Genomic DNA, 16,188 nt, shown 5'->3' with positions numbered 1-16,188 from the left:
GCCAAGTCGCGGAAAAAAGAACGGCTTTGCGCTCAGCCAGGAATCGATCCGGGCGGGAACAGGCTGTCCCAGCTTTCCTTGAAGCTGGCGACGACGATGCCGAGCGAGTCGGGGTCGTCGTGCAGCAGCGCCGACAGGTACGCTTTGGCCTGCTTCGCGCTGATGTGCGGGGGCAGCGGCGGCACGTCCGGGTCGGTGACCATTTCGAGGAGCGTCGGGCGCTCCGCGTGAAGCGCCGCGTCCCACGCCGCGCCGACTTCTCCCGGGTCGTCGACGCGCATGCCGCCCAAGCCCAGCCGCCGCGCGTATTCGGCGTACGGGAAATCGGGCACCGCCTGCGCGTCGACGAACTTCGGGTCGCCTTCCATGGCGCGCTGCTCCCACGTCACCTGGTTGAGGTCGCCGTTGTTGAGCACCATCACCACGAGGCGCGGATCCTTCCACTCGCGCCACACTTTGGCGATCGTCACGAGCCCGTTGATGCCGTTCATCTGCATCGCCCCGTCGCCCACGAGCGCGATGATCGGGCGGTCGGGGTGGGCGTATTTGGCCGCGATCGCATACGGTACGGCCGGGCCCATCGTCGCGAGCCCCCCCGAGAGCGAGGCCATCATGCCGCGGCGCATCTTCAGGTCGCGCGCGTACCAGTTCGCCGCCGACCCCGAGTCGCAGGTGAGGATGCAGCGCTCGGGCAGACGCGGCGACAGCTCCCAGAACACGCGCTGCGGGTTGATCGGGTGCGCGGTGTTGAGCGCCCGGCCTTCGAGCACGCGCCACCACCGTTCGACGCCGTGCTCGATCGTCGCGCGCCACGCGCGGTCCGGTTTCGCCACCAGGTGCGGCAAGAGCCCTTGCAGCGTCTCCTTCGCGTCGCCGAGCAGCGCCACTTCCATCGGATAGCGCAGGTTGAGCATGCGCGGCTCGATGTCGATCTGCACGCCGCGCGCCTGGCCTTCCTTCGGCAGGAACTCCGAATACGGGAAACCGGAGCCCACCATCAGCAGCGTGTCGCAGTCGTTCATCAGGTCCCAGCTCGGCTTCGTGCCGAGCAGCCCGATCGCGCCGGTGACGAACGGCAAGTCGTCGGGCACGGCCGCCTTGCCGAGCAGCGCCTTGGCGACGCCCGCGCCGAGCCGCTCGGCGACTTCGATGATCTCGTCGGTCGCGTCCAGTGCGCCCGCACCGACGAGCATCGCCACTTTCTGCCCGGCGTTGAGGGGGGCGGCCGCCCGCACGAGATCCTCCTCGCGCGGCACGATGCGGATCCCCGTGTAGCCGACGCCCGAATGGACCGTGCCGTGCTCGCGCGGCGGCGCCTGGTAGGGCAGATCCTGGACGTCGTTGGGGAAGATGATGCAAGTGACGGTGCGCCGGTCGCGCGCGATGCGCATGGCTCGATCGACGACGTGGCGCACCTGCTCGGGCACCGTCACCATGTGCACGAACTCGTGCGCGACGTCCTTGAAGAGCGATAGCAGGTCGACTTCCTGCTGGTAGTCGCCGCCGAGCGCGCCGCGGCTTTGCTGGCCGACGATCGCGACGACCGGCTGGTGGTCGAGCTTCGCGTCGTACAACCCGTTGAGCAGATGGATCGCGCCGGGGCCCGACGTGGCCAGGCACACGCCGACTTCGCCGGTGAATTTAGCGTGCGCGCACGCCATGAACGCCGCGAGCTCCTCGTGGCGCGCCTGCACGAAGCGCAGCCCTTCGCCGTAGCGGCCGAACGCCCCCATGATGCCGTTGATGCCGTCGCCCGGATAGCCGAACACCCGCTGCACGCCCCACGCCGACAGGCGCTGGAGCAGGAAGTCGCCGACTGTGTCGCTCATGATCGTTCTCCGTCCCGGGCTCTCGGAGTGCCGAACGCTGCAAGGCAGATGCCGGGGAAGAAGATTCGGTCTGTCGGTACGAGCCAGTGCGCTACGGTGAACGGAAAACGAACTGCCGCCAGGGCCGCCTGCGCGCTGCAGCACTGCAACTGCAGGCCTTCGTTGAAAGGCCTGTCGAGCGACAAGGCGATACTCCGCGGGCGGGCTGTCGAAGACGCCCCCGGACTCCGATCTTCGAGCGTGCGGCAGCGTCTGCAGCTCGTCGTCCGGCTGAAAAAACTACAGCGCGTTGAAACAATTTCCCGTTCGAGGCAGCGGTGCCGGCGCTTGCGGCAAGGCTTTCACGAACGGCGGCGGCGAGGGGAATACGGGAAGGGACCTCCGCGCGTCACGTCGGCGCCAGCCCGTCGGTCTTGGCTGCCATGATGAAATCGTTGTCGTGGAGGCCGTTTATCTTCTTCGTCTGCCACGTCACGCGGGCCCAACCCCAGCCGAAGCAGATGTCCGGATGATGGCCCTCGGTTTCAGCCAGCTCGCCGAGCTTCGCGACGAAGCTCATCGCGTCCTTGAAGTCGTCGAAAGTGAAGCTGCGCTCGATGCAGCGCCCGTCGTCCGAAAGGGTCCAGGCCGGCGTCTGCGCCAGCTGGCGCTTGGCCTCCGCTTTCGTCATCGGAGGCACGTCGCCGCGGCACGGCGTGCATGTCCTGGACTGTAGCTCGTCGCTCATGTCGGGATTCCTCCAAAGACGAGTCCGATGCGGGCGAACACAAACGCTGCGCCTCCCGACCAACGATCCAATGTAGATCGTCCCGGAGCAACGTTCAAATGCTGCAGCCGCCGAAGGCTGGAAGGACGACGGTGGAAGCGGTTCTGAGGGTGGGTCTACAATGACCGGGGAGCAGATGTGAAACTTGACGTTTGATCATATTGGACGGGGATATGTCGGAAGCGATGCTTCGCGCCGTCAAGGCCGATATCACCAGCTTGGCCGTAGACGCGATCGTCAACGCGGCCAACGCGTCGTTGTTGGGCGGCGGAGGCGTGGATGGCGCCATTCATCGGGCAGCGGGCCCGGGCTTGCTCGCCGAATGCCGCACTCTCGGGGGCTGCAGGACAGGCGAGGCGAAGATCACGGGCGGGTACAACCTGCCAGCGCGTTACGTGATCCACACCGTCGGACCGGTCTGGCACGGCGGCCAGGATGGCGAAGACCGCTTGCTCGCTGCCTGCTATGCGCAGGCGCTCCGGCTTGCCCGAGAGCACGGCGTCGAGCGGATCGCGTTTCCGTGCATCAGCACCGGCGTCTATGGCTATCCGGCCGACCTTGCCGCGAAAATCGCGGTGGATACGGTGCGGACGGCGCTGGAGCAGCCCGGCTGCATCCGGGAAGTGATTTTCTGTTGCTTCAGTTCGGCGGATCTCACGCGCTATGACGAGTTGCTGTCGGGCGACCCGGACTGAGCTCAGTAAATGAACGGAATCAGCTTGCGCACCCGCTGCTGGTATTCGGTGTAGTGAGGGAAGCGTTCGATCAGCCAGCGTTCCTCGCGTCTCGACTTGATGTCGAAGAACAGCCACAGCCCGGCGGCGTAAATCAGCGTCAGCCATCCGTGGATGAACAGCGCCCAGCCGACCGCCATCAATATCAATCCGCTGTAGATCGGATGCCGCACCCAGCGATACGGGCCGGTCACCACGAGCGTGGCGTGGTCCCTGGGATGGGGCAGGGGAGTGAGGTTGGAGCCGAGGTGCAGTGCCGCGGCGACTGACATCGCCAATCCTGCAGCGATCAGCAAGGCGCCCACGGCCGACATGACGGTGGCTGCGGTTTCCGGCCAGGGTGGCAGGCCGGGAATGGTTCTCGGCCCGAACAGGACGAGGGCGATAAGGAATGCCTGCAGGACGACTAACCATTCGCCACGACGGCCTCTCCACCAGGGTTGCTTCACAGAATGCATGTTTTCTTCTCCTGTCCGTCCATCCCGCGAGTGAGTATCGAAGTCGCCCTTGTCGAACTTGCGATGCAGCTTGGAGGTGCCCGGCCGCTTGATGGCGGTGCAGGATTCCGGCCCGTTCCGGGATGCGCCGCAAATTGCCCCTCCGACATCCGTCCGCAGCGTCGCGACGGCGCGCTGTCCAACTGACGCTGGACCGCATTATCCGCCGGGCGACAAACGAACTACTATTGCCGCTGACACCCCCTTCGCCAAAGGAGTCGCGGCATGTGCGGTCGCTACGCCCTCCATGGTTCGATCTCCCGGCTGCGCGAGCAGTTCGGCTGTGATATCGACCCGCTGGTTCAGGACTTTCCTCCGCGCTACAACGCGGCGCCGATGCAGAAGCTGCCCGTCATCCGGCAGCGGGCCTCAGGTGAGCGGGTGGCGCATCTGTTGCGCTGGGGCCTCATCCCGTCCTGGGCGAAGGACGAGACGATCGGCGCGCGCCTCATCAACGCCCGCTGCGAGACGCTGGCCGAGAAGGCGAGCTTCCGCAACGCGTTCAAGAGCCGCCGCTGCCTCGTGCCGGCCTCGGGATTTTACGAATGGCAGAAAGTCGTGGGCGGCAAACAGCCGTATTTCATTCGTCCGGCGAATGACCGCCTGTTCGCTTTCGCAGGGCTATGGGAGCGGTGGAGCAGGCCCGATGGCGAGACGCTCGACACCTTCGCGATCATCACGACGGACGCGAACGACGCGATGGGCGAACTGCACGAGCGCATGCCCGTCATCGTCCCCGAGGACGATTACGACCTGTGGCTGAGCAAGGACACCCATCCCGAGCTGGTCCGCCGGCTGCTCGTGCCGTACGACTCGGCTCTGGTCCGGATGCACCCCGTGACGAAACGCGTCGGCAACGTGCGCAACGAAGGGCCGGAACTCGTCGCGCCGCTCGAAGCCGGCAACGAAGGACGTTCAAGGGTATGACGATAAGAAAGACTGCTTCCATCCGTTGTCTCGCTGCTGCGCTCGCAGCGGCATTTCTGTCTGCGCTGGCCTTGTCCGCATTGTCGGCAGACGTTCCCGTCGGGCAGTCGCGGTGGCAGGGGGCGGCCTTCAGCAGCGACCGGATCGGGTTGAAGAAACTCGCCGATGCGGGCGCCCGCGTCGTGCGGGTGTACAGCGAGGCGGACGCCTGGGTGCTCGACGAGGCCGAGCGCCTCGGGCTGAAAGTGGTGATGGGACTGTGGGTGGCTCATCCGCGCCTGGGCTTCGGGCTCGACGACCCTGCGATGGTGCACGCACAGGAGCAGGGCATACGCGAGTTTGTGCTACGGCACCGCAGTCATCCTGCGCTGCTGGCTTGGGGCGTGGGCAACGAGGTGGAGCTCGCGCAGCCCGACCCGATACCAGCCTGGCGCGAGGTGAACCGCCTCGCCGGTATTGTCAAGGGGCTCGACCCGGCGCACCCGACGTTGATGGTGGTGTCCGACAACAGCAACGAGAATCTCCGACGGCTCGCTGATTGCTGCCCGAACGCGGATCTGCTGGGCGTCAACGCTTTCGGCGGTTCGGTGTTCGAGATCGTGCGCCGGCTGCAAGCGGCAGGCGTCACCAAACCGATCGTGATTGCCGAGTTGGGCCCGCTCGGTCAATGGCAGGCCGGACGCAAGCCCTGGGGCGCGCCGGTGGAGCCCACCAGCACCGAGAAGGCAGCCTATTTTCGCGACGCGCTCGACCATCTCGCGCGCGAGCCCCAGGTCGTCGGCGTTTTCCCCTTCCTGTGGGGTGCGAAGCAGGAGCAAACTGAAACCTGGCACGGCCTTCTGCTGCCAGATGGCAGCCTTACTGCGATGACCGATGCGTTAAGCCGTGCGTGGGGCAAGCCGGTGCCCGAGTCCGCTCCGCTGATTCGCGGCATCGGCATTGCCGCCGACGAGTTCGCGCCAGGGCAGGAAATTTCGGCCGGCGTCGACGCGGTGTCCTTCGACGGATCGACGTTAACCACGGAATGGAAAGTGTTGGCCGAGAGCCGGGGCTGGAAGCCAGATTCCGACGCCGAGCCGGTTCCCGCCCGTGTTCCGGTGCAAACGCTGCATGCCGACGCCGCCACTGTCCGCTTCGTGGCCCCCCGCCAGCCCGGCCCCTACCGGCTCTTCATCACCTTGCGCGACAGCAACGGCAAGGCTGCAACGGCAAACCTGCCGTTCCTGGTGCGGTAAGCCCCGTTGGCGGACAGGATCACGGGAGAAGGACAGCCAGGTTGCAGCTGATGACCAACTACGGTGAACGTGAAGCGGGGGCCGAAGCCCCCGCCAGCCGTCTTTGGTAACAGGGCTCAGGCGGCCCCGGCTGTTGCCTTAAGCGGCTACAGCGAAACGCTCATCGTTGGCGTTTGTGGATTTGCGCGGATTACGTCCGTCGCCTCTCGGGTTGCCTGCTCACCATTGCCCGCCCTGTCGAAACCGGTGCACCCCCACACTGAACACTCTTGAGAATGCCCACTGTGGAGGTGGCGGGAATCGAACCCGCGTCCAGAACGTCTCCGGGTTGCCGGAATTACAACCATGCTTTGCACTATAAGGGCAGTGCCCCTTCGATTCAAGTCTACGGGAGTTTTTTACACGCTGGCGTGACAATGTTTTTTTGGTTGAAGCAGGCATTCATGACCCTTCTCGCCTTTTTCCTGAAAACTGTTGTGGCGATTCGTTTTTCCTTTCTGCGACAGTCGGTTGTGAATGTCTTGTGGGCAGCGGTCGGAACCCCGGATTAATTCACGCTTGAGGCCTTTTGCCGTTTGACGGGTATATTTTTTTATCTATGCGAGAATCATATTCTCCCGGGCTTCTCGCCCCCCTTTCTCCCGCATCCTGCATCGACGTCGGAATTGGGATCAGGGAGAGAAAGACGACGGACGGCGCCCGAGCGCGCGGGACTGCAGCCGCTGATCCGCTATCCTGTCGTCCTGATCGTGACCCGGACCTGATTTCGCGCATGCGTGCCCTCGATTCCATCCGACTGACGACTTTCGAATCGCGCTGGCTGGCGGAGGCGATCCGGCTGCGCGAGGAGGCGGCGGGCCCGTTCGACGACCGTGATGCGGTAGCCGGGGTGCGCGCGACCGACGGCGGTGTCGAGGAGCGGATCGTGCACCGCGCCCTGCTGCTGGGCGAGCGCGAGGGAATGGTCGGAATGATCGCGGCGTGGCGCGCGCGGTCCCGGCTGGTGTTGATGCTGGCGTCGGCCGTCGCGCTGGTGAGCGGATTCGGCGCCGCGCTCGCAGTGCTGGGTGACGGCACGCGCGCGGTCAACGTCGTGTGGGCGCTCGGCGGCCTGCTCGGCGTGCACCTGCTGAGCCTGTTGCTGTGGGGAGTCGGACTGTCGCTCGGCGGGCGGGATGCGGGCGGTGCACTCGGGCGCGCCTGGCTGTGGCTGTCGGCGCGGTTGTCGCGGGCCGGCCCCGCCGCGGTGTACGTAGCGAAGGCGCTCGTGGGCCTGCTCGGGCGCGCCCGGCTGTTGCGCTGGTGGCTCGGCGCCGTGACGCACGGATTGTGGCTCGCTGCACTGTGCGGGGCGCTGGTCGGCCTGCTCGCGACCCTGTCCGCGCGGCGCTACGGCTTCGCTTGGGAAACGACGATCCTGTCGGCGGACGTGTTCGTGCATCTCGTGCGCATCGTCGGCTGGCTGCCGGCGCAGGTCGGCTTCGCAGTGCCCGATGCGGAGCATGTACGCGCAAGCGGCGCAGCCGTCGCCGTCGACGAGGCGGCGCGCATCGCATGGTCGTCGTGGCTCGTGGGTTGCGTGACGATGTACGGTATCGTGCCCCGGGCGCTGCTGTGGGCGATGTGTCTTGCGCTGTGGCGCGTCGGGCGCGCGCGCCTGCGGCTCGACCTGGCATTGCCGGGCTACGCGGTGCTCGCCGCGCGGCTCGCGCCGGCGAGCGAGCGGATCGGCATCACCGACGCCGATCCGGGGCGCTTCGCAGGGCCGCGGGCGGATGGCGCGCACCCGCTCGGCAGCGGCTCACCGCTCGCGGTCGGCCTCGAGCTGCCGGCTGGCGCGGGATGGCCGCCCGCGCTGCCGGCGGGGGTGCGCGATGCAGGAGTCATCGACAGCCGCGCGCAGCGCAAGCGCCTCGTCGGCGAGTTGCAGGTCGACCCGCCGGCGCGGCTACTGGTTGCGTGCGACGCGCGCCAGACGCCGGATCGCGGCAGCCTCGAACTGATTGCCGAGCTGTCGCGCCACGCGGGCGACTGCCGGGTATGGCTGACAGGGGGCGACGCCGGCGGGCATGCGCCACACTGGCGGGAGTCGCTGGATGGTATCGGCATGACGACCGAACGGGTCATCGACACCCCGGCGGTCGCGATGGACTGGCTGCGTGGCGTCGGGACGGGAGCCGGAAATGACTAGACCGCTGCGCATCGCCGTCGTCGGGCATACCAACACCGGCAAGACGTCGCTGATGCGCACGCTGACGCGCGACACCGGCTTCGGCGAGGTGTCGAGCCGGCCGAGCACGACCCGTCATGTCGAAGGCGCCCGTCTGCTCGCCGACGGCGAGGTGCTCGTCGAGTTGTACGACACGCCCGGGCTCGAAGACCCGATCGCGCTCCTCGAGCGGCTGGAGGCGATCGAGGCGCCCGGCGGCGAGCGGCTTGACGACACGGCACGAATCGAGCGCTTCCTTGCGACTCCGGTCGCCGGCCACCGCTTCGAGCAGGAGGCGAAAGTGCTGCGCCAGATGCTCGCGAGCGATGCGGCGTTCTATGTCGTCGACGTGCGCGATCCGGTCCTCGCGAAGCACCGCGACGAGCTGACGATCCTCGGCAGCTGCGCGATCCCGCTGCTGCCGGTGCTGAACTTCGTGCGCGATTCGGCCGCCAACGAATCGTCGTGGCGCGAGGCGCTCGCGCGGCTCGGACTGCATGCGATCGTGCGCTTCGATACGGTCGCGCCGGAGCGCGACGGCGAGCGGCGCCTGTACGAGAAGCTCGCGACGCTCGTCGACGTCCATCGTCCGGCGCTCGAACGCCTCGTCGCGTGCCGTGAGCGCGAGGCGCGGACCCGGCATGACGCTGCGCTGAGTCTCGTTGCCGAACTGCTGGTCGACGTCGCCGCGGCGCGGGTCGCCGTCGCGACTGAAGCGCAGGCGATCGAGCACGCGGTCGTGACGCTGCACGAGCATGTGCGGCGGCGCGAGCAGGCTTGCGTCGACGCGTTGCTCGCGCTCTACCGGTTCCGCTCGGACGATGTCGATGCGGGCGATCTGCCGCTGCTTGACGGGCGCTGGGAGAACGATCTCTTCAACCCGGAGACCTTCCGTGCGATGGGCGTGCGGCTCGGCACCGGCGCGGCGGCGGGAGCGGCCGCCGGAGTCGGCATCGACCTGATGCTCGGCGGACTGACGCTCGGCACCGCTGCTGCGCTCGGAGCGCTCGCCGGCGGAGGCTGGCAGGCGGTGCGGCAGTTCGGCGACCGCGTGGTCGAGAAACTGCGCGGGCAGCGCGAGCTCAGCGTAGACGACGCGATCCTGAGGCTGCTCGCCTTGCGCCAGCTGCGCCTCATCGACGCGCTCGAAACCCGCGGCCACGCCGCGATGGCGCCGATCCGGCTGGTCGACCCGCAACTGCGGCAATGGCGCGAAGGGCCGATCCCGGAGCCCTTGCTGCGGGCGCGTGCCCATCAGGAATGGTCGGAACTTTTCGGCGCTGGGCAGGCGGACGATGCGCGACAGGAAGCAGTCGATACGCTGGCGCAATCGTTTTCGGAAGCAGCAACAGCGACCGCCTGAAGGCGGGGAAAAGCATCCTGCAGTCGGCCGCTGCCCCGGCCTTTTTTCGATGGCCGAGGCCGGATGAAACAGGGGCGCCGCAGCGCCCCGTGCTTGCTCCGTGAAGCGGTCGAGCCTATTTTTTGCGCATCGGCGGGATGTCGGTGCAGCTACCGTGCGCGACTTCGCCGGCGAGGCCGATGGTCTCGCCCAAGGTCGGGTGCGGATGGATCGTCCTGCCGATGTCGACCGCGTCCGCGCCCATCTCGATCGCGAGGCACACTTCGCCGATCATGTCGCCTGCAGACGGGCCGACGATCGCGCCGCCGATGATGCGATGCGTTTCGGCGTCGAAGATGAGCTTCGTGAAGCCGTAGTCGGCGCCGTTCGCGATCGCGCGTCCCGAAGCTGCCCACGGGAACTTGGCGGTCTCGACCTTGCGGCCTTCCTTCTTCGCCTGCTCTTCGGTGAATCCGACCCACGCGACTTCCGGGTGCGTGTAGGCGACGCTTGGGATCACGGTCGCGTCGAACGCCGACCGGGCGAGCTCCGACTTGCCTTGTGTCTCGCCGGCGGCGACTTCGGCCGCGACGTGCCCCTCGTGCACCGCCTTGTGTGCGAGCATCGGGTTGCCATTGACGTCGCCGATCGCGAAGATGTGCGGCACGTTCGTGCGCATCTGCGCATCGACTTCGATGAAGCCGCGGTCGGTGACGACCACCCCTGCCCTGTCGGCGCCGATCTTCTTGCCGTTCGGGCTGCGGCCGGCCGCCTGCAGGATCATGTCGTAGCGCTGCGGGCCCTGCGGAGCCTTTTCGCCTTCGAACGTCACCCACAGGCCGTCGTCCTTCGCCTCGACGGCGACGGTCTTCGTCTTCAGCATGATGTTGTCGAAGCGCTGCGCATTCTGCTTCTCCCACACCTTGACCGCGTCGCGGTCCGGGCCCTGCATCAGCGCGTCGAGCATCTCGACGACATCGACGCGGGTACCGAGCGTCGAATAGACAGTCGCCATCTCGAGGCCGATGATGCCGCCGCCGATGACGAGCATCTTCGCGGGCGCCTTGCCGTCGGAAGTGCGCAGCTCGAGCGCGCCGGTCGAGTCGACGATGCGCGGATCCTTCGGGATGAACGGCAGATGCACCGCGGCCGAGCCGGCGGCGATGATGCATTGCTTGAAGCGCACGACTTTCTTCTCGCCGGTCTTGTCCTGACCGCTGCCGGAGCTCAGCTCGACTTCGAGATGGTTCGCGTCGAGGAAAGTGCCGAGGCCGCGCACGACCTCGACCTTGCGGCCTTTGGCCATGCCGGCGAGGCCGGCGGTGAGCTTGCCGACGACCTTGTCCTTGTGCGCGCGCAGCGCGTCGAGGTCGACTTCGGGCTTCGCGAACTTGATGCCGGCCACGGCCATGTGCTCGGCTTCGTCCATGACCTGGGCGACGTGCAGCAGCGCTTTCGACGGAATGCAACCGACGTTCAGGCACACGCCGCCGAGCGTGGCGTAGCGCTCGACGATGACCGTCTTGAGGCCGAGGTCGGCCGCGCGGAACGCTGCTGAGTAGCCGCCGGGGCCGGCGCCGAGTACGAGCATGTCGCACTCGAGGTCGACGGAGCCCGCGTAGGCACCCGATTTCGCGGCAGTCTGCGCCGGTGCCGCCGCTGAGGGGGATGGGGACGCCGCAGGCGCTGCAGCGGCCGGAACGGGCTTCGCCTCGCCGGCCCCCGCCGGTGCGGCCCCTGCGCCCTGCGGCTCGACTTTCAGCAGCACCGCGCCTTCGCCGACGCGGTCGCCGACCTTGACGAGGACTTCACGGATGACGCCCTCGGCCGACGACGGCACATCCATCGTCGCCTTGTCGGATTCCAGCGTGCAGATCGACTCATCGACCTTGATCGAGTCGCCCGGCTTCACGAACAGCTCGATGACGGGGACGTCGGAGAAATCCCCGATGTCCGGGACTTTCACTTCAACGATCTGGCTCATGTCACGGCCTCCTTACAGCATGACCCGACGGAAGTCGGACAAGAGTTGGGCGAGATAGACGTTGAAGCGCGTCGCGAGCGCCCCGTCGATGACCCGATGATCGGCAGTCAGCGACATCGGCAAGGTTAGACGCGGCACGAACTGCTTGCCGTCCCATATCGGCTTCATGGCCGACTTGTTGACACCGAGGATCGCGACTTCGGGCGCGTTCACGATCGGCGCGAAGTAGGTGCCACCGATGCCGCCGAGGCTAGAGATCGTGAAGCACGCGCCGGACATGTCGGCCGGACCGAGTTTGCCGTCGCGTGCCTTCTTCGCGAGTTCGCCCGATTCGGCGGCGATCTCGAACACGCTCTTTCGGTCGGCGTTCTTGATGACCGGCACGACGAGCCCGTTCGGCGTGTCGGCGGCGAACGCGATGTTGAAGTACTTCTTGTAGACCAGGCTCATTTCACCACCGCTCGCGTCGAGCGAGGTGTTGAACTCCGGGAACTGCTGCAGCGCGCGCACCGAAGCCTTGATGATGAACGCGAGCATCGTCAGCTTCTTGCCGGACTTCTCGTTTTCCTTGTTGATCGCGACGCGGAAAGCTTCGAGGTCGGTGATGTCGGCGTCCTCGTGGTACGTGACCGCCGGGATCATCACCCAGTTGCGCGCGAGGTTCTGGCCGGAGATCTTCTTGATCCGCGACAGCGGCTTGGTTTCAATCTCGCCGAACTTCGAGAAATCTACTTTCGGCCACGGCAGCAGATCGAGCCCGCCGCCAAGACTCACGCCCGCGCCGGCCGCAGCCGCCTTGCCCGGGACGATGCCGGTCTGCATCGCACCTTTGACGAACGCGGTGACATCCTCCCGAACAACGCGGCCTTTCGGTCCGGTCGCGCGGACCTGGGCGAGATCGACGCCGAGTTCGCGACCGTAGGCACGCACGGACGGGCTCGCATGCACCCTGCCGCCGAGGGCCACTGCGGACGGGGCGCCGGCCTGGCCCGCCGCAGGGGCGGACAGCTTCGACTGCTCGAACGCCTCGGGCGCATCGGCGGGCGTCGCGTCGGCGGCTGCGATGCGGGCGGTAGCGGGCGTTGCAGCGGGAGCGGGGGCGGTAGCCGCACCAGCGGCGCTGTCAACGACGATCAGCACTGCGCCTTCGGAAACCCGGTCGCCGACTTTTATTTTCACTTCCCTGACAACGCCGGCGGCCGATGACGGCACATCCATCGTCGCCTTGTCCGATTCGAGCGTCGCGATCGAGTCCTCGACCTTGATCGTGTCGCCGACCTTGACGAACAGCTCGATCACCGGGACGTCCGAGAAGTCGCCGATGTCCGGGACTCTCACTTCGGTGCTGCCTCCGGTTGCGGCGGGGGCGGAGGTCGGGGTTGGGGTCGGGGCCGACGCAGTTGCGGCGGAGGCGGCCGAGGGGGCGGACGCTTCCGACTGTTCCAACGCCGCGCCGGAACTCGCAGGGGTCGCCTGCGCCGCCGCGTTGCCGGCGGCTTCCGGTGCAGCGGTGTTTTCGGCGCCGGCTGCCTCGACCTTGATCAGCACCTTGCCTTCGGCCACGCGGTCGCCAACCTGCACCAGCACTTCGCGCACGACGCCGGCGGCGGTCGAGGGCACGTCCATCGTCGCCTTGTCCGACTCGAGCGTCGCGATCGGGTCCTCGACCTTGATCGTGTCACCGGGCTTGACGAACAGCTCGATCACCGGGACGTCGGCGTAATCGCCGATGTCCGGGACTTTCACTTCAATGAGTTCGCTCATGTTGTTGTCTCCCTGGGGCGCTCAGACAGTCATCGGGTTCGGCTTGTTCGGATCGAGCTGGTACTTCAGCAGCGCGGCGGCGACTTTGTCGCGCTCGATCAGGCCGTCGTCGGCGAGCGCTTTCAGCCCGGCGACCGTGATCCAGCGGCGATCGACCTCGAAGAAGTGGCGCAGCTTCTCGCGCGTGTCCGAACGGCCGAAACCGTCGGTGCCGAGCGTCACGTAGGTGCGCTTGACGAAGGGGCGGACCTGCTCGGCGAACAGCTTGATGTAGTCGGTCGCGGCGATCACCGGGCCGGTCGTGTCCTTGAGGCACTTCTCGACGTGGCTCACGCGCGGCGCATCGAGCGGATGCAGCATGTTGAAGCGATCGACGTCCTGGCCATCGCGGACCAGCTCGTTGAAGCTCGGGCAGCCCCACAGGTCGGATTCGATGCCCCAGTCGTTCTTCAGCAGGTCGGCTGCGGCGATGACTTCGCGGAAGATCGAGCCGGAACCGAGCAGCTGCACGCGCAGGTTGCTGGTCGACTCGCCGCCCTTGCGGAACGCGTACATGCCCTTGACGATGTCCGCTTCGGCGCCGGTGGGCATCTCGGGGTGCTCGTAGTTCTCGTTCAGCACGGTGATGTAGTAATAGACGTCCTGCTGTTCGGCGAACATCCGGCGCATGCCGTCCTGCACGATAACGGCGACTTCGTATTGGAAAGTCGGGTCGTAGCTGACGCAGTTCGGGATCATGTTCGCGAGCAGCAGGCTGTGGCCGTCCTCGTGCTGCAGGCCTTCGCCGTTGAGCGTCGTGCGTCCGGAAGTGCCGCCGATCAGGAAGCCGCGCGTGCGCTGGTCGCCTGCCGCCCAGCACAGGTCCATCGTGCGCTGCAGGCCGAACATCGAATAGAAGATGTAGAACGGAATCATCTGCACGCCATGCACCGAATACGAGGTGCCCGCGGCGATCCAGTCGGCCATCGCGCCGGCTTCGTTGATGCCTTCCTGCAGCACCTGGCCGGTCTTCGATTCCTTGTAGAACATCAGCTGGTCATGGTCTTCCGGCACGTAGTTCTGCCCTTGCTGGTTCCAGATGCCGTACTGGCGGAACATGCCTTCCATGCCGAAAGTGCGCGATTCGTCCGGCACGATCGGCACGACATGGCGGCCGATCTGCTTGTCCTTCATCAGCGTGTTCATGATGCGCACCACCGCCATCGTCGTGGAGAGCTCGCGGCCTTCGCCGGAGGATTTCAGCAGCGCGGCGAAAGTGGCGAGCGGCGGCACCGGCAGCGTTTCGGCGCGACGCGGGCGGGCCGGCAGGAAGCCGCCGAGCGCCATGCGGCGTTCGAGCAGGTATTTCTGCTCCGGCGAATCGTCGGCGAACTTGAGGTAAGGCACTTCTGCAATCTGGTCGTCGGGCACTGGCAGCTCGAAGCGGTCGCGGAAGCGACGCACCCCGTCGGTGTCGAGCTTTTTCTGCTGGTGCGAGATGTTCATCGCCTCGCCGGCCTGGCCCATGCCGAAGCCCTTGATCGTCTTGGCGAGGATCAGTGTCGGCTGGCCCTTGTGTTCGACGGCCGCCTTGTACGCGGAGAAGATCTTGAACAGATCATGGCCGCCGCGGTTCAGGCGCCAGATCTCGTCGTCCGTCCAGTCGGCGACCATTTCCTTCAGTTCCGGCGTGTTGAAGAAATGTTCGCGCACATACGCGCCGTTCTTCGCCTTGAAGGTCTGATACTCGCCGTCGACCGCTTCCATCATGCGCTTCTTCAGCAGCCCCTTCGTGTCACGCGCGAGCAGCGGATCCCAGTGCGTGCCCCAGATGACCTTGATAACGTTCCAGCCCGCGCCGCGGAATTCGGCTTCGAGCTCCTGGATGATCTTGCCATTGCCGCGCACCGGGCCGTCGAGGCGCTGCAGGTTGCAGTTGATGACGAAGATCAGGTTGTCGAGCTTCTCGCGCGCAGCCAGTCCGATCGCGCCGAGTGTCTCGACTTCGTCGGTCTCGCCGTCGCCGACAAATGCCCACACCTTGCGGTCCTTCGCCTCGACCATGCCGCGGCTGTCGAGATACTTCATGAAGCGTGCCGCGTAGATCGCGCACAAGGGCCCGAGACCCATCGACACTGTCGGGAACTGCCAGAAGTCCGGCATCAGCCAGGGGTGCGGGTACGACGAGATGCCTTTGCCGGAGACTTCCTGGCGATAGCCGTCGAGCTGTTCGTCGGTGAGGCGCCCGAGCATGAACGCGCGGGCATAGACGCCCGGCACCGAGTGGCCCTGGAAGAAGATCAGGTCGCCGCCGTGGTCCTTCGTCGGCGCACGCCAGAAATGCGAAAAACCCACGTCATAAAGAGCAGCGGCCGACGCGAACGACGCGATATGTCCGCCGACGTTGGTGTGCTTGTTTGCGCGCACGACCATCGCCATCGCGTTCCAGCGGATGTAGGAGTGCAGCTTGATCTCCATGTCCGGGTTGCCGGGATATTTCGGCTGCTGGCTGACGGGGATCGTGTTGATGTACTGGGTCGTCGCGGAATAGGGGAGGTCGATCCCTTCCTCGCGGCCGGCCTCGATCATTTTCTCGATCAGGAAATGGGCCCGTTCGGGGCCTTCGTTGGCGACGACGCCGGCGAGGGCATCGAGCCATTCCTGGGTTTCCTGGCTGTCCTGGTCGGGTTTCAGGATCACGTTCGATGTAGCGGCCATTCTCTGTCTCCTCATCGATTGAGGTTTGCGGTTTCCGCTCTTGTGGAGCAGTCGGAGCTGAATCGTGGATCGCCGACCCTGCATCCGGTCGGCAAGTTTCACATTCTAAAATGTGTTTTCGTGATGTGCAATAAAAGCGCGGCAAATTTCACGACGAGCGGTTCACGGCGGGAGTCTTGCAGGCAGGATCGCAGGCAACCCCTC

At 66.3% G+C, this 16,188-nt stretch carries 11 protein-coding genes and 1 other RNA gene; 5 read left to right on the top strand and 7 right to left on the bottom strand.

The window, feature by feature from the left end:
- Positions 1 to 32 precede the first annotated feature (32 nt).
- Both EBN1_RS00445 and EBN1_RS00440 read right to left on the bottom strand, forming a co-directional pair.
- On the bottom strand, positions 33 to 1,829 hold the full coding sequence (locus tag EBN1_RS00445; protein ID WP_011235943.1) for a thiamine pyrophosphate-requiring protein: 1,797 nt from the start codon (positions 1,827 to 1,829) through the stop codon (positions 33 to 35).
- A gap of 388 nt (positions 1,830 to 2,217) precedes the next feature.
- Positions 2,218 to 2,556 (bottom strand): 4a-hydroxytetrahydrobiopterin dehydratase, encoded by a 339-nt coding sequence (locus EBN1_RS00440; RefSeq protein WP_011235942.1) that lies wholly within the window; start codon positions 2,554 to 2,556, stop codon positions 2,218 to 2,220.
- Positions 2,557 to 2,768: 212 nt separating this feature from the next.
- On the opposite strand from EBN1_RS00440, the gene EBN1_RS00435 reads away from it, so the two are divergent.
- Positions 2,769 to 3,290 (top strand): O-acetyl-ADP-ribose deacetylase, encoded by a 522-nt coding sequence (locus tag EBN1_RS00435; protein ID WP_011235941.1) that lies wholly within the window; start codon positions 2,769 to 2,771, stop codon positions 3,288 to 3,290.
- 2 nt (positions 3,291 to 3,292) lie between these two features.
- Here EBN1_RS00435 and EBN1_RS00430 read toward each other — a convergent pair whose 3' ends face one another.
- On the bottom strand, positions 3,293 to 3,787 hold the full coding sequence (locus tag EBN1_RS00430) for a methyltransferase family protein (RefSeq protein WP_011235940.1): 495 nt from the start codon (positions 3,785 to 3,787) through the stop codon (positions 3,293 to 3,295).
- A 264-nt stretch (positions 3,788 to 4,051) separates the two neighbouring features.
- On the opposite strand from EBN1_RS00430, the gene EBN1_RS00425 reads away from it, so the two are divergent.
- Positions 4,052 to 4,753, top strand: coding sequence for an SOS response-associated peptidase (locus EBN1_RS00425; protein ID WP_011235939.1), 702 nt, complete (start codon positions 4,052 to 4,054; stop codon positions 4,751 to 4,753).
- Positions 4,750 to 5,988: a glycoside hydrolase family 2 TIM barrel-domain containing protein gene (locus EBN1_RS00420; protein WP_011235938.1), complete on the top strand. Its 1,239-nt coding sequence runs from the start codon at positions 4,750 to 4,752 to the stop codon at positions 5,986 to 5,988. The genes EBN1_RS00425 and EBN1_RS00420 overlap by 4 nt, the downstream gene beginning before the upstream one ends.
- A gap of 70 nt (positions 5,989 to 6,058) precedes the next feature.
- Here EBN1_RS00420 and ssrA read toward each other — a convergent pair.
- Positions 6,059 to 6,385: a transfer-messenger RNA gene (gene ssrA, locus EBN1_RS00415) on the bottom strand.
- Positions 6,386 to 6,760: 375 nt separating this feature from the next.
- On the opposite strand from ssrA, the gene EBN1_RS00410 reads away from it, so the two are divergent.
- Together EBN1_RS00410 and EBN1_RS00405 are read left to right on the top strand one after the other, a co-directional pair.
- A complete protein-coding gene (locus EBN1_RS00410) occupies positions 6,761 to 8,179 on the top strand; it encodes a DUF2868 domain-containing protein (protein WP_041645367.1) in 1,419 nt (472 codons plus the stop codon).
- Positions 8,172 to 9,560: a DUF3482 domain-containing protein gene (locus EBN1_RS00405; protein WP_011235936.1), complete on the top strand. Its 1,389-nt coding sequence runs from the start codon at positions 8,172 to 8,174 to the stop codon at positions 9,558 to 9,560. The genes EBN1_RS00410 and EBN1_RS00405 overlap by 8 nt, the downstream gene beginning before the upstream one ends.
- 115 nt (positions 9,561 to 9,675) lie before the next feature.
- Here EBN1_RS00405 and lpdA read toward each other — a convergent pair whose 3' ends face one another.
- From lpdA to aceE, 3 genes are read right to left on the bottom strand one after another with little or no spacing between them, the layout of a single operon-like run.
- Positions 9,676 to 11,523, bottom strand: a complete 1,848-nt coding sequence (gene lpdA / locus EBN1_RS00400; protein ID WP_011235935.1) for a dihydrolipoyl dehydrogenase — start codon at positions 11,521 to 11,523, stop codon at positions 9,676 to 9,678.
- 12 nt (positions 11,524 to 11,535) lie between these two features.
- Positions 11,536 to 13,287 carry a dihydrolipoyllysine-residue acetyltransferase gene (gene aceF / locus EBN1_RS00395; RefSeq protein ID WP_011235934.1) on the bottom strand — a complete coding sequence of 584 codons (1,752 nt, stop codon included), beginning with the start codon at positions 13,285 to 13,287 and terminating at the stop codon, positions 11,536 to 11,538.
- A gap of 21 nt (positions 13,288 to 13,308) precedes the next feature.
- Positions 13,309 to 15,984, bottom strand: a complete 2,676-nt coding sequence (gene aceE, locus EBN1_RS00390) for a pyruvate dehydrogenase (acetyl-transferring), homodimeric type (RefSeq protein WP_011235933.1) — start codon at positions 15,982 to 15,984, stop codon at positions 13,309 to 13,311.
- Positions 15,985 to 16,188 lie beyond the last annotated feature (204 nt).

It is taken from the genome of Aromatoleum aromaticum EbN1 (genome assembly GCF_000025965.1).
In the GTDB taxonomy this organism is placed as follows: domain Bacteria; phylum Pseudomonadota; class Gammaproteobacteria; order Burkholderiales; family Rhodocyclaceae; genus Aromatoleum; species Aromatoleum aromaticum.
Note: the sequence above shows the minus strand (reverse complement) of the source record. Positions and strands in the feature narration are given on the sequence as shown.

Coding starts and splice junctions, on each gene's coding strand:
- EBN1_RS00445 (WP_011235943.1), bottom strand. CDS start 1,829: ATGAGCGACACAGTCGGCGACTTCCTGCTCCAGCGCCTGTCGGCGTGG.
- EBN1_RS00440 (WP_011235942.1), bottom strand. CDS start 2,556: ATGAGCGACGAGCTACAGTCCAGGACATGCACGCCGTGCCGCGGCGAC.
- EBN1_RS00435 (WP_011235941.1), top strand. CDS start 2,769: ATGTCGGAAGCGATGCTTCGCGCCGTCAAGGCCGATATCACCAGCTTG.
- EBN1_RS00430 (WP_011235940.1), bottom strand. CDS start 3,787: ATGCATTCTGTGAAGCAACCCTGGTGGAGAGGCCGTCGTGGCGAATGG.
- EBN1_RS00425 (WP_011235939.1), top strand. CDS start 4,052: ATGTGCGGTCGCTACGCCCTCCATGGTTCGATCTCCCGGCTGCGCGAG.
- EBN1_RS00420 (WP_011235938.1), top strand. CDS start 4,750: ATGACGATAAGAAAGACTGCTTCCATCCGTTGTCTCGCTGCTGCGCTC.
- EBN1_RS00410 (WP_041645367.1), top strand. CDS start 6,761: ATGCGTGCCCTCGATTCCATCCGACTGACGACTTTCGAATCGCGCTGG.
- EBN1_RS00405 (WP_011235936.1), top strand. CDS start 8,172: ATGACTAGACCGCTGCGCATCGCCGTCGTCGGGCATACCAACACCGGC.
- lpdA (WP_011235935.1), bottom strand. CDS start 11,523: ATGAGCCAGATCGTTGAAGTGAAAGTCCCGGACATCGGGGATTTCTCC.
- aceF (WP_011235934.1), bottom strand. CDS start 13,287: ATGAGCGAACTCATTGAAGTGAAAGTCCCGGACATCGGCGATTACGCC.
- aceE (WP_011235933.1), bottom strand. CDS start 15,984: ATGGCCGCTACATCGAACGTGATCCTGAAACCCGACCAGGACAGCCAG.